Source organism: Caballeronia sordidicola (assembly GCF_002220365.1).
Classification (GTDB): domain Bacteria; phylum Pseudomonadota; class Gammaproteobacteria; order Burkholderiales; family Burkholderiaceae; genus Caballeronia; species Caballeronia sordidicola_C.
Window position 1 is genome coordinate 118,890 of sequence record NZ_MTHB01000206.1, and the last position, 13,582, is coordinate 132,471.

Consider the following 13,582-nt stretch of genomic DNA (forward strand, 5'->3'; position numbering starts at 1 on the left):
GTATTATTTTTGCAGGTTGACGTGATTGCGACGAAGAAAAAGAGATCCGTCGTCAATCGCTACACTATAGCCGATTTTCATTTTCACACCAGCGCGCCACGGCCGTGGAAAACCCGGCGAAACGCTTGGTGCACGCGGGATTCAGCCTTTGTCCGCGTAAGGGTTCGCGCTTGAACGGAACTCTATGCGCAATGGAGTCCCCACGAGCCCAAAAGTTTCTCTGAAGCGGCCTTCGAGGTAACGTTTGTAGGTGTCGGTGATCGCGTCGAGGGCATTCCCATGGACGACAATGATCGGCGGGTTCTGTCCACCCTGGTGCGCATAACGAAGCTTCGGACGAATCGGTCCGCGGCGGCGCGGCTGCTGAAATTCGACCGCGTCGATCAACGCGCGCGTGAGCTTCGGCGTGGGCAACTTGGCCATGGCGGCGGCGTAGGCGTCATCCACCGATTTCATGAGTTGGCTGATACCCGTCTTTTCCAGCGCCGACACGTAATGGAATTTAGCAAAGTCCAAAAACTTGAGCTTGCGCGTAAGGTCTGCCTTGGTGCGCTCGCGCACATGCGAATCCAGTCCGTCCCACTTATTGACCCCTACTACCAGCGCACGTCCCTGTTCGACCACGAAGCCCGCGATATGCGCGTCCTGATCGGAGATGTCCTGCTGTGCATCTAGCAGCAGGATCACCACGTTAGCGTCGGAAATAGACTGTAACGTCTTCACCACCGAAAACTTTTCCACCGCCTCGAACACCTTGCCGCGACGACGCAACCCAGCCGTATCGATCAGGGTGTATTTGCGGCCACTTCGCTCGAAATCAACGTAGATGGAATCGCGCGTGGTGCCGGGCATGTCGAACGCGATCACGCGCTCCTCACCCACCAACGCATTGATCAGCGTTGACTTGCCGACGTTCGGGCGTCCCACGATGGCGATTTTCACACCACGCGCCGCCTTCTCCTCGGGGTCTTCTTCCGGCTGTCCGGCATACGCTATCTCGAGCGCGTCACCGATCATTTCCGAGACACCGTCGCCGTGAGCGGCAGAGATTGCACGCGGGTCGCCGAGACCCAGTTCGTAGAAGTCGGCGGCGACCGCGCTGTACTTCATGCCCTCGGCCTTGTTGACCACGAGGAACAGCGGCCGGCCACTCTTGCGCAGATAGTCCGCAATCGCCTTGTCCTGTGGCGCAAGCCCGTTGCGGCCGTCGGTGATGAAGACGACCACGTCGGCCTCCTCCACCGCCTGGCGGGTCTGGCGCGCCATTTCGTGCAGGATGCCGTCTTTCGCGACCGGCTCGAAACCACCGGTGTCGACCACCAGATAAGGCCGGTCGCCGACCCGGCCTTCGCCATAGTGACGGTCCCGGGTAAGGCCGGGCAGGTCGGCGACGAGTGCGTCGCGCGAACGGGTCAGGCGGTTGAAAAGCGTCGATTTCCCCACATTGGGGCGCCCCACGAGGGCAATTACGGGTTTCATCAGATGGTGTTCACAGTTGAACGCAAGGCGGATGATTCCGGCCCGGCGCGCGCCGGATAAAAGTCCGGAAACGGCGAGCCGCGAGTGTGCGTGGCCCGGCGATGTGTCGAAAATTAGCACGGTTCCAGCGGAGCGACCGCGGCGTGCAGCGATGTTCCACGTTCATGGCGTTTGAAGCGCATGTGGAACGCGCTGAGCGCTCCGCCAAACGACATGATCGATCGGGCAACGTCACCCGAAGGTGTGGACCGGTTTGCACGAATCTGCTGCCGGAATCCCGATGCCTGGTGTTGCCTATGGTTGCTTGTACTGTTGCCTTTACTGCCTGTGTGCTACATGAGTGCTGCTTGTGCGCTTATTTGCCGCACGATTATCCTTCACGCGCGGCCTTGATGAATCGATTCTATTCGCACGGCGCGGACTCAAAAAACAAAAAAGTCCGAAAAACACGAACGGCCGGCAAAGCCGGCACGTTTGTCAGAACGTTAGATCAACTCAAACCACTCAATCAGCGCGGCCGGAAACCGTACAGGCCGCCGTCGTGCGTCAGGATAACCAGGGTATCGCCTGCCAGCACCGGCGCCGCAGTAATCGCGCTGCCATCGGTCTTGGCCCGGCCGACGAACTCACCGTTTGACGTCGAAAGGAAATGCACGAAACCCTGGTAGTCGCCAACTACGACTGCGCGGCCCAGGATAAACGGCACGCTGACCATGCGATTCTTCAGCTTGTCGTTCTTCCAGAGCGGTGCGCCGTCGATCCCGCTAAACGCGTTGACGATCGACCAGTCGTCGCCGGCGGCGACCATTTCATTGTCCTGCGCGAGGCCACTGTCGCTCGAGAATGACTTTTCCCATTGCGGACGACCCGAATTCGCATCGAAACATCCAATGCGACCCTGGAACGTCACCGCGCACGTTTCCGATCCCACCAGCGTAGGTGCACCGGTTACGTCGTTGATACGCTCGACTTCAGTCACCCCCTTCGGGAACGACACCGGCGTCTGCCAGTAGGCGTCGCCGGTCTGCAGGTTGATTGCCGCGAACGTACCGCCCGGGAAACCCGCCAGGACCGCCTGGGAAGCCGCGAACGTCATGCCGGCAGCCACACGCAAGTTGAGCGGCACAGCGCGCGCCTGGAAGATCCACTTCTGTTCACCGGTCTGCGAGTTGAACGCAATGACCTTCCCGTCGATCGTCCGGACGATGACCACGTCATTGCCGACCAGCGGCGGCGAGATGATTTCGCCCGGCGCGGTTGCTGTCCAGAGTTGCTTGCCGTCCGGTCCGAGTACGTAGACGTTGCCTTTCAGGCCACCGACCGCCGTCAGGTTGCCGTCACTGCCCACGCCGGCAGACAGATCATCTTTGAGCTTGATGCGCCACACGTCCTGCCCCGTCTTCGCATCGATCTTCGCAACAGTGCCGTTGGCGCCTGCTGCGTAGACGAAGTCACCGACTGCCACCGGCGAGAACAGATAGCGCCCGGCCTTGCCGACGCTCGCCTTCCAGGCCTGCTCCACGGTGAGAACCGGCTTGATGTCTACAAGCGGAGTCGGTACGCGGCGCTCGTCCTTGGTGGCGCAGGCGGTGAGCATAACCGTCATCGCGCAAGCGAGCGGGAGAGCGTAGCGTTTCAGAAAGGTCATCGGTGGACGCAACATGAATAAGTGAAATCGGTTGATCGGTGTGCGGCGTGGTGCTCGCTAAGGTTAAGTCACCGCTGCAAACCGGTGACTTTAACCTAGTGAGCAACGCGCCTGCATAAGGACGCGGTCGGCTGGCCAGTCTTGAGGCCGGCCGTCGGCGCTAGCCGCCGAGTGCGTCCAGCTTGAACTGGACCAGTTGACGGGCGGACGTATCAGACTTCGGCAGCGTGTCGAGCGCGACCTTGTAAGCCGCGCGTGCGTCATCGCGCTTGCCTTCGGCCACCAGCAGGTCACCGCGACGGTCCGACACCACGCCCTTGAACGCGTCGAGCGGTGCGTCGGCGAGCACCTTCAGGCCAGCGTCATAGGATTTTTCGTCGAGCAGCAACAAAGAGAGCCGCAATTTCGCGATCTGTTTGTATTCAGCGTCTTTCGCGTGATCGGCGGCCCATTGCAGTTGCGCTTTCGCCCCTGCACTGTCCCCTGCGGTGTATAGCGACTTGGCTGCGGCCAGCGCCGTCATCTGCGCGTACGCGGTGCCGCCGAACTTGTCTTCCATGTCCGTTGCCGTTCGAGTGACCATTGCCTTGTCACTCGATGCCACCGCTTGCTGCACCTGGTCATAGAGCACGGCCGCTTCCGTCGCCTGCCTGCGCTGCCAGAAATTCCAGCCGTTCCATCCCGCCGCGACAACAAGCACTGCAAGGACAATCCAGGTCGTGGAGTTGCCCCATTTCGCCCACCAGGCTTTCAGGTTTTCAAGTGACTCTTGTTCTTCGTGATAGCTCATGCCCTGCGTATTCCTTGACTGCTTTTATGTTCGCGCGCAACGCTGCACGCCATTGTTTCGGCCCGCCGCACGGCTTTGCCCGCCTGGTGGCGCCCGACAAATCAGTCGGCGCCGTCGTCGGCGGTTGCCACCATCGCATTGATTAGAAATTCGGTCAAGTCTTCCACCGGCACCGTGGCTTGCTCGTTCTTTTGACCCGTCGACTCGATCGATGCGCGGCGCAAGGGCTTCACGCCAACCATGCCCTGCGCCAGTTCGTTCTCGCCCAGCACCACGGCAAATGCCGCGCCGCTGGCATCGGCCTTTTTCATCTGCGACTTGAAGCTCGCCGGCGTGCCGTCGGGGCTGCAATGCAGGATGACGTCCAGGCCGGTATCGCGCAGCCGCTCGGCGATGATAAACGCCTGCTCCCCCGCCGCTTCGCCCTGGTGGACGACGTAGATGTCGGTGCCTTCCGGCGCCGGCACCAGATCTTCTTCTTTCAGCAGTTCAAGAATGCGCTCGACCCCCATTGCCCAGCCGCATGCCGCCGTTGCCTTGCCGCCCAGTTGCTCGATCAGCGGATCGTAGCGGCCGCCGCCCGCCACCGTGCCCTGCGCGCCGAGCTTGTCGGTCACCCATTCGAACACGGTGAGATTGTAGTAATCGAGGCCGCGAACGAGACGCGGATTGATCTTGAACGCAATGTTGTTCGCCTTCAGCAAACGCTGAACACCCTCGAAGTGCGCGAGCGATTCGGACCCCAGGAAATCGACGAGCTTCGGCGCGTTCTGCGCAATCTCCTGCATGGCGGGATTCTTGGTATCCAGCACGCGCAACGGATTGGTGTAGAGGCGGCGCTTCGATTCTTCGTCGAGTGCGTCAACATGCTGCTCGAGATAAGCGATCAATTCCTTGCGGTGCGCTGCGCGCTCTTCCGGTTGGCCCAACGAGTTGAGCTCTAGCCGGATGCCGGAAAGTCCAAGGTCGTCCCACAAGCGCTGGCACATCATGATGATTTCAGCGTCGGTGTCCGGTCCGGCGAAGCCGAGCGCTTCCACGCCGACCTGATGGAACTGCCTGTAACGCCCCCGCTGCGGACGCTCGTGACGGAACATCGGGCCGACGTACCACAGCCGCTTCGGGCCGTCATAGAGCAGATTGTGTTCGATCGACGCACGCACCACCGCAGCCGTATTCTCCGGGCGCAGCGTAAGCTGCTCGCCGTTGAGCGCGTCGGTGAAACTGTACATTTCCTTCTCGACAATATCCGTCACTTCGCCAATGCCACGCGTGAACAACTGCGTGGGCTCGAGGATTGGCGTACGGATCTGCTGATAGCCGTATGCGCGCAGCATCGACTTGACGGTGTTTTCGAAGAATTCCCACAACGCGGCATCCTGCGGGAGGATGTCGTTCATGCCCTTCACGCCGCTCAGTTTCTCGAGCTTTTTCTTCTGTTCAGTCATCTGTCTTTAAAGTGTTTCTGCCTGCGCGGCTTCGCGCTTGCCGTAGGTCCGCGTCACGTAATCGCTGACGATTTGCTGGAAATCCTGGGCGATATGCTCGCCGCGCAGCGTCTTGACCTTCACGCCATCGATAAACACCGGGGCTGCCGGATTTTCGCCCGACCCCGGCAAACTGATACCGATATTCGCCTGCTTCGACTCACCCGGTCCATTCACGATGCAACCCATCACCGCGACGTGCATTTTCTCCACGCCAGGGAATTGATCGCGCCACTCGGGCATTGCGTTGCGCAGATACGTCTGGATCTGCGACGCCAATTCCTGGAACAACGTGCTGGTAGTGCGTCCGCAGCCGGGGCATGCGATCACCATCGGGGTGAACGAGCGCAGGCCCATGGTCTGCAGGATTTCCTGGCCGACGATCACTTCGCCGGTCCGCGCACCGCCCGGTTCCGGGGTGAGCGAGATGCGGATCGTGTCGCCAATTCCTTCTTGCAGCAGCACCGACAACGCCGCCGTCGACGCCACGATGCCCTTCGATCCCATCCCCGCTTCGGTCAGGCCGAGGTGCAGCGCGAAGCTGCAGCGCTTGGCCAGTTCGCGATACACGGCAATCAGATCCTGAACGCCGCTTACCTTGCACGACAGGATGATCTTGTCGCGCCCGAGGCCGAGTTCGACCGCGCGTTCCGCTGACCCGATCGCCGATTGAATCAGCGCTTCATACATCACGCTTTGCGCTTCCCAGGGGGTCGAACGGGCCGCGTTCTCGTCCATCATCCGCGCGAGCAGATCCTGGTCGAGGCTGCCCCAGTTCACGCCGATCCGGACCGGCTTGTCATAACGCGCAGCCGCTTCGATCATCTGGGCGAACTGCGTGTCACGTTTGGCTCCCGCGCCCACGTTGCCCGGATTGATCCGGTATTTCGACAACGCTTCGGCGCACGCCGGATAGTCGCGCAACAGCGTATGACCGTTGTAATGAAAGTCCCCAACGAGCGGCACCGTCACGCCCATCCGGTCAAGCTGCTCGCGTACCGCGGGCACCGCTGCTGCGGCTTCGGGCGTGTTCACCGTGATCCGCACCAGTTCCGAGCCGGCTTGCGCCAGTTCCTTGACCTGGATCGCCGTGCCGATGGCGTCAGCGGTATCGGTATTCGTCATCGACTGGATGCGCACGGGCGCATCGCCACCGATTGTCACGAGTTGGCCGCCCCAGCGGACGTCAACGGCGTGCGATGCGCGCCGTTTCCACGATCCGCCGAAGACTGGCTCCGACGAACAGATCTTGCTTTCAATAAGGGGGTGTTGAGCTTCGGATTGCATCGAAAGACCCTTTGCGCCGCCGGTTATCACACGGTGACGCGTATCTGGACATAAATGAGATCGAGGACATAAAAACGGCGCCGCCACCTTTGCGACGCCTTGATGAAATCTTCGCACAACTCCGTGTCAAGGCTGAAAATAGACCTCAAAACCTCACACGACGTGCGGCGTAATTCTTTCAAGCCCGTGTCCTGTAACCGCACGGGCTGAACCCAAATACGAGTGCGCGCTGGCGACTCGGGACCATGACTCAAGGCAGCGAAAAGCGGGCGACGTTGCCCTTCGCAGGGCCAAATTTGGCCGGATCGACCGGTTGTCCGTCGAACGTCAGCGAATCGAGGCCCGCCCGATTTCCAACCGTGATCTTGAACGGTGCGTCGCCGGCCACTCGCTGCACGCTGTCAGCCTTGACCAGGCCTGAAAACACTTCCTTGCCGTCCTTTTGGCGAACGCTGAACCAGCTGTCTTTCGCCACCTTCAATTCGAGTTCGTTGGCGCCGCTACCCACAGACGCAGTCGCTGACGCCGTACCAGCCGCATTCGCCGATGGCGCGGGTTTCACTGCATTCGCCAACGGCACGGTAACCGGAGCGCTCGCGCTTTGTGCACGCGTGGCGGCGCCCTGAACAGCCGTAATAGTGGATGAGGACGCGGGAAGCGCGTTCGTGCCTAGCGGGCTCGGCATAGGCTGGGCACCCGCCTGCGTTCCAGCCTGAACTTCGGCTGCATTCGCTGGCGCTTCAGCGGCGTCACCCGACGCAACCGAACCCGTGTTGGCTGTCGCTTCATCGGTCGCTGCCACCGCCGAACTGGCACTGGTGTCGGTGTTCGTTGCCTGAGTTGCGCCGTTAGCGCTGGCCTTCAGCCGGGCAAACCACGCAGCGGAATCCCCACCCGTGTGCCACATTGCGAGCGCAATTACGGCAACGATCACGGCAGCAACGCCCCACAACCAAGACCGGCGTCGCGGCGAACTGCCAAGCGGAACCGACACACGGCCGCGCGGCAAACCCGCACCTGACGATGCCGGCAAGGACAAATTCTGCTCGACCGGACCATTCGCGTGACGCAGCGCGGCCGTGAACGGAGCCGGATCGGCGCCCATGATTTTCGCGTAGCTGCGCACAATGCCTGTCGCGAAATTCCGGTCGGGGAAAAGGCTGAGATCCCCGCTCTCGAGCGCACGCAGTTTCTGTGGCGACACCTTCAGCCGCGCGGATACGTCGTCCAGAGACCAGTTCTTCCCTTCGCGAAGCTGCGTAAGCCGCGCACCGACTGCGGCGACCGAATCAAGACTCGCTGCCTGCTGAATGCCGCCCGGCGCGGTACTGCCGGCGCTCGCGGCGTTCTCTGGCTGACTTCCGGGCAAAGCTCCGGCCTGACTGCCTGATTGGCCACCTTTATGAGCGCCGAAAGGCGTCGGGTGCTGCGGCTCACTCATCCCAATTTCCTCGCATTGATTCTTTTTTTGTCGCTGTTCAGCTTCGTTGCTGACCTTAGCGCCACCGCGGACACAGCCGAGTCGGCGTTGCAGACGGCTTTATAACAAAATGCACGGCATTGTGTGCCGCCTTCCATCATTTATTGCCGGATTTTCTGATTTTTCCGCCGAATGAGGCGCCGCAGGTCGGCCATCCCCGCCCGAAACTCAGACAGCGCGAACCTCGATCACCTTCGCGGGCTTGCCCATGCGCTGGGCCAGCCGTGTACGATCCTGAACCGCGCCCGCCAATTGACCGCATGCCGCGTCGATGTCGTCGCCGCGCGTCTTGCGCACCGTTGTCACGACGCCAGCATCCATCAATACTTGCGCGAACCGCTTGATCTGTTCGTTGCTTGAGCGCGTCAAACCCGACTCAGGGAACGGATTGAACGGAATCAGGTTGAATTTGCACGGCACATCACGTGTCAGGGCAACCAGCTCGCGCGCGTGCGCTTCACTGTCGTTCACACCGTCGAGCATGCAATATTCGAATGTAACGAAATCGCGCGGCGCAACCTTCAGGTAACGCTGGCACGCGGCCATCAATTCACGCAGCGGATATTTCTTGTTCAACGGCACGAGCATGTCGCGAAGCGAATCAATTGGCGCATGCAGCGACACCGCAAGCGCGACCGGCAGATCCGCGCCAAGGCGGTCCATCATGGGCACGACGCCCGAGGTGGACAATGTCACGCGGCGACGCGACAGTCCGTACGCGTTGTCGTCGAGCATCAGCCGCATGGCCGGCACGACAGCGTCGTAGTTGAGCAGAGGTTCACCCATGCCCATCATCACGACGTTGGTCACCACGCGGTCGGCCTTGCCGTTATTCGACGCGCCGTAACTACCGCTCTTCGATGCGCGCAGCGCGAATTCGGCCATGCGCAACTGGCCAATGATCTCGCCCGTGCTCAGGTTGCGCGAAAAGCCCTGCTTGCCGGTGGAGCAAAACCGGCAATTGACGGCGCAGCCCGCTTGCGACGAAATGCAAAGCGTGCCGCGATTTTCTTCCGGGATGTACACGGTTTCGACCGCATTGCTATTGCCCACGTCGATCAGCCACTTGCGTGTGCCGTCGGTGGACACGTGATCGCGGACGATAGCGGGCATGTCCAGACTTGCCCGCCCTTTCAATTTTTCACGCAGCGATTTCGCCAGGTCCGTCATGCCGTCGAAGTCGTCGACACCGAACTGGTGAATCCAGCGTTGCAATTGCTTGGCGCGAAACGGCTTTTCGCCCAGGCTGTCGCAATAAGCGACGAGCCCGGCGGCATCGAGGTCCAGAAGGTTGACTGTTGCGGCTGTCATTTCGATTCTGCCATTTCCTTGCTGAGCGAAAAATGGAACGCGTTCTGAGCCGCGTTCCAGCTATTTCGCGCCAATTCCTGCGATAAATCTACTCCCGAATCAACGCGAATAGACGTTCACTTCGGGGAAGAAGAAAGCGATTTCCTGACGTGCGGTTTCAGCCGCGTCCGAACCGTGCACCGCGTTAGCGTCGATGCTGTCGGCGAAATCCGCGCGGATCGTGCCCTTGTCAGCCTTCTTCGGGTCCGTTGCGCCCATGAGGTCGCGATGGGTCAGGATGGCGTTCTCGCCTTCCAGCGCCTGGATAATCACGGGGCCGGAGATCATGAATTCGACCAGATCCTTGAAGAACGGCCGTGCAGCGTGAACAGCGTAAAACTTTTCCGCGTCAGCGCGCGACAGATGGACCATGCGAGCTGCGATGATCTTGAGGCCAGCTTGCTCAAAACGGCTATAGATCTGGCCGATCACATTCTTTGCCACTGCATCCGGTTTAATAATCGACAGGGTGCGCTCGATCGCCATGAAAAACTCCAAAAAATGAACGGGTTACGAATATAAATGAATCGACAATTGTAGCACGAAGCGTTGTATGATTGCGATGGAAACCTTACGACTTCGTAAGCAACAAAGCACTTAACGGAGTGCAGTGCGGATCGCCACGTGGGTATGAAACGCGCGGTAATTTTCGCGCTCTTGATACTGCACTGCAGCATCGTTGAATTCGGCGCAAGATAGATCCATATTTTGTGTCGGAAGGCCTTTCGGGCCCGCAGCGTACAATGCAGCTAAAGGTTTTCGCGGCGAATCGTCCAACGAAGCCGCCAGACTGATAAAAGCCGTGTTTTCGCACGGCGGAGTCGGCGTTTTACGGCAAATTGAGCCGGTGTTTTTGAACCAGTTGGCTTTACACAAGTTTAGGCAAGGAGAAACCATGAACGAATCCCCTTACGGTTTTGGCCGCAGCGGCAGCGTCACATCGTCCGAAACCCGCAACCGCGTGCTGCGGAACACCTACTGGCTGCTCGCGCTGTCCATGGTCCCAACTGTGTTGGGCGCGTGGGTCGGCGTCGCGACGGGCTTCTCCCTGTTCGCGGCCACCAGCCCGGCCATGAGCTTCATCGCCTTCATGGCCATCGCGTTCGGCTTCATGTTCGCCATTGAGCGCACCAAGAACAGCAGCATCGGCGTATTCGTGCTGCTAGGCTTCACGTTCTTCATGGGCCTGATGCTGTCGCGTTTGCTGAGCTTCATTCTCGGCTTCACGAACGGGCCGCAGCTCATCATGATGGCGTTTGGTGGCACTGGTGTGATCTTCGCTGCCATGGCCACTATCGCGACGGTCAGCAAGCGCGACTTTTCCGGTCTCGGCAAGTGGCTCTTCATGGGCGTATTGGTGCTGTTGCTGGCCGCGTTCGCGAACGTGTTCCTGCATCTGCCGGCCTTGATGCTGACGGTATCGGTGCTGGCTATCGTGATCTTCTCGGCGTACATGCTGTTCGACGTCCAGCGCGTGGTGAATGGCGGCGAAACGAATTACATCAGCGCCGCGCTCGCGATCTACCTGGATTTGTACAACGTATTCACGAACCTGTTGATGCTGCTCGGTATCTTCGGCGGCAACCGGAACTGATTGCGTTAAATCATGCTTCGCTCGTAAAAACCGGCCTTTCCGAAGGCCGGTTTTTTTATGCTCGTTTTTTATGCGCGGAAAGCTTGGGGATTCAAAGCCCGGGATTCAATCGCGCTCGAACAGTGCAATCGATTCGACGTGCGATGTATGCGGAAACATGTTTATCACCCCCGCGCCTTTCATGCGGTAACCGGCATCGCGCACGAGCACGCCCGCGTCTCGAGCGAGCGTTGCCGGATTGCAGGAGACGTACACAATCCTCCTCGGCAACACGCCCTCGCCGCTGTGCGCAATCTCCGCCAGCGCCTTGGATACCGCCAGCGCGCCCTCACGCGGCGGATCAATCAGGATCTTGTCGAAGGGACCTAGCGCGCGAAAATCGTCCGCTGTGATTTCGAACAGGTTTCGGCATGCGAACGACGTATGCTCATGGACGCCATTTGTCCGGGCATTTTCCAGCGCACGTTCGGTCAAGCCCGCACTTCCTTCGATTCCCACCACCTCACGCGCCACCCGCGCGAGCGGCAACGTGAAATTGCCGATGCCGCAAAACAAATCCAGCACCCGATCCGTGCGCTGCGCGGCCAGCAGCCGCAACGCGCGGCTGACGAGCACCCGGTTGATCTGATGATTGACCTGGGTGAAATCGGTTGGTTTGAACGGCATGCGGATGCCGAATTCCGGCAGCGTGTAAGCCAGCTCCTGTCCGAAAGGATAAAACGGGTAAGCCGTTTCCGGCCCCTTTGGCTGCAGCCAGAACTGCACGCCATGGGCATCGGCGAAAGCACGCAGCAGCGCTTCGTCCTCTTGCGTCAGCGGATCGAGAATACGCAGCACCAATGCAATTAGCTCGGCCCCGACGGCCACTTCGATCTGCGGCAGGCGATCGCGAATGGACAAATCCCGGACGAGCACGCGCAGCGGCATCAACAGTGCCGACACATTCGGGTGCAGGACGTCGCACGTTTGCATATCGGCGACAAAACTGCTCTTTTTCTCGTGGAATCCCACCAGCGCGCCGCCCTTTCCCGCGATCAGCCGCACAGCCAGCCGCGCCCGATACCGGTATCCCCACGACGGCCCATGAATAGGCCGGTAGATCGTTTCCGCGTGGAGCTTGCCGATGTGCTGGAGGTTGTCCTCGAGGACCCGTTGCTTGACGGCAATCTGCGCCCGCACGTCGAGGTGCTGCATGGAACAGCCGCCGCATTTACTGAAATAAGGGCATTTCGGCCGCGTGCGCATGACGCTTTCACGCAGGATTTTTAATAGCAGCGCCTGCTCGAATGCAGCCTTCTTGCGAAAGCTCGCATACAACACACGTTCGCCCGGCAACGCGCCTTCCACGAAAATAACCTTGCCTTCCGAGCCGTCCTCGGCCGTCGCGCGACCGACACCTTGAGCCTCCATATCGAGCGATTTGATTTCGATCTCGAGCGGCGCTGCCAAAGGGTCCAGAGGAACAATTCGAGCCGGCGGATTCCAGCGATTACGCGATTTTTTTCGAGCGTGAGACACCTGCGGACTTCCTGGCTAATGTGAAAAGAGGTGAAAAAGTGAACAATCGGGAAGTGGAAAATGAAGCGAAAAGCGGGGCCAAGCACCCCGGAAAAGTGCAATGAAAGCGAGATTGTAGACGATGCCGGAAGAGCCCCTGCGCGCAGCTCAGTCGTCGAACGCCGCCAGATATTCAGCCCAATGGGACGCCGGCTCAAGCGCGAGCGCATTCTTTACGAAGCTGATCTCGTCGGCATACTCTTCAGCGGAAAAACCGCCGCGCATCAGTTGAAAGCGGCAGTACATCAGGTAGGTGTTCACCACGTCTGTCTCGCAATAATTGCGGATTTCTTCTATGCGCCCTTCCGAATACGCCTGCCAGACCATGCCGCCGTCCATGCCCAGCTTGCCCGGGAAACCGCAGAGCTTGGCGAGCGCATCCAACGGCGCGTTCGCGCGCGCCTGGTACATCGCAAGCACGTCCATCAGGTCCGTGTGGCGCGCGTGATAACGGCTGATGTAGTTGTTGTAGCGGAACTCGCGATCGTCATTGCCCTGGTCCCAGTAGCGCGACGCCGCCACGCCATGCACCATCGCACGATAGTGAAGCACGGGCAGATCGAAACCGCCGCCATTCCATGAAACGAGTTGCGGCGTATATTTTTCGATCACGCGAAAAAACGACTGGATCAGCGACGCTTCGGAATCGGTCGTAGTGCCGAGCGAACGCACGCGAAAACCCGTGTTATCGCGAAACACGCACGAAATAGCGGCAATGCGCTGCAGATGATGCGGCAGGAAATCGTTGCCCACCTTTTCGCGGCGCGCGGCGAACGCATGCTCCGCGACCTCGAGATCGGTGAGCGTGGCGGGAAGCGTGTCGAGACGGCGAATACCGTCGACATCGGGAATCGTCTCGATGTCGAATACGAGAATGGGTGTCATTATTTTTTTAAGGGCGGCGTCGCAA

At 59.9% G+C, this 13,582-nt stretch carries 11 protein-coding genes; 1 reads left to right on the forward strand and 10 read right to left on the reverse strand.

The window, feature by feature from the left end:
• Positions 1-141 precede the first annotated feature (141 nt).
• The 8 genes from der to ndk form a co-directional block, all read right to left on the reverse strand.
• Entirely contained in the window at positions 142-1,479 is a 1,338-nt protein-coding gene (gene der, locus BSU04_RS29450) for a ribosome biogenesis GTPase Der (RefSeq protein WP_089163875.1), read from the reverse strand.
• A gap of 508 nt (positions 1,480-1,987) precedes the next feature.
• Positions 1,988-3,127: an outer membrane protein assembly factor BamB gene (gene bamB, locus BSU04_RS29455; RefSeq protein ID WP_089163876.1), complete on the reverse strand. Its 1,140-nt coding sequence runs from the start codon at positions 3,125-3,127 to the stop codon at positions 1,988-1,990.
• A 160-nt stretch (positions 3,128-3,287) separates the two neighbouring features.
• Complete coding sequence (locus BSU04_RS29460) at positions 3,288-3,917, reverse strand: YfgM family protein (RefSeq protein WP_089163828.1); 630 nt, start codon at positions 3,915-3,917, stop codon at positions 3,288-3,290.
• Positions 3,918-4,018: 101 nt separating this feature from the next.
• A complete protein-coding gene (hisS, locus tag BSU04_RS29465; protein WP_089163829.1) occupies positions 4,019-5,365 on the reverse strand; it encodes a histidine--tRNA ligase in 1,347 nt (448 codons plus the stop codon).
• Positions 5,366-5,371: 6 nt separating this feature from the next.
• Complete coding sequence (gene ispG, locus BSU04_RS29470) at positions 5,372-6,691, reverse strand: flavodoxin-dependent (E)-4-hydroxy-3-methylbut-2-enyl-diphosphate synthase (protein WP_089163877.1); 1,320 nt, start codon at positions 6,689-6,691, stop codon at positions 5,372-5,374.
• 250 nt (positions 6,692-6,941) lie between these two features.
• A complete protein-coding gene (locus tag BSU04_RS29475) occupies positions 6,942-8,132 on the reverse strand; it encodes a RodZ domain-containing protein (protein ID WP_089163830.1) in 1,191 nt (396 codons plus the stop codon).
• A gap of 207 nt (positions 8,133-8,339) precedes the next feature.
• Positions 8,340-9,482, reverse strand: a complete 1,143-nt coding sequence (gene rlmN / locus BSU04_RS29480) for a 23S rRNA (adenine(2503)-C(2))-methyltransferase RlmN (RefSeq protein WP_089163831.1) — start codon at positions 9,480-9,482, stop codon at positions 8,340-8,342.
• A gap of 99 nt (positions 9,483-9,581) precedes the next feature.
• Positions 9,582-10,007, reverse strand: coding sequence for a nucleoside-diphosphate kinase (gene ndk / locus BSU04_RS29485; RefSeq protein WP_089163832.1), 426 nt, complete (start codon positions 10,005-10,007; stop codon positions 9,582-9,584).
• A 409-nt stretch (positions 10,008-10,416) separates the two neighbouring features.
• Between ndk and BSU04_RS29490 the strand changes: the two genes are divergently transcribed.
• Positions 10,417-11,115: a Bax inhibitor-1/YccA family protein gene (locus BSU04_RS29490; RefSeq protein ID WP_089163833.1), complete on the forward strand. Its 699-nt coding sequence runs from the start codon at positions 10,417-10,419 to the stop codon at positions 11,113-11,115.
• Between the two features lie 105 nt (positions 11,116-11,220).
• Here the strand turns inward: BSU04_RS29490 and rlmD are convergent, their stop codons facing one another.
• Positions 11,221-12,633 (reverse strand): 23S rRNA (uracil(1939)-C(5))-methyltransferase RlmD, encoded by a 1,413-nt coding sequence (gene rlmD / locus BSU04_RS29495; protein WP_373452887.1) that lies wholly within the window; start codon positions 12,631-12,633, stop codon positions 11,221-11,223.
• A 147-nt stretch (positions 12,634-12,780) separates the two neighbouring features.
• Positions 12,781-13,557 (reverse strand): 3'-5' exonuclease, encoded by a 777-nt coding sequence (locus tag BSU04_RS29500; RefSeq protein ID WP_089163834.1) that lies wholly within the window; start codon positions 13,555-13,557, stop codon positions 12,781-12,783.
• Positions 13,558-13,582 lie beyond the last annotated feature (25 nt).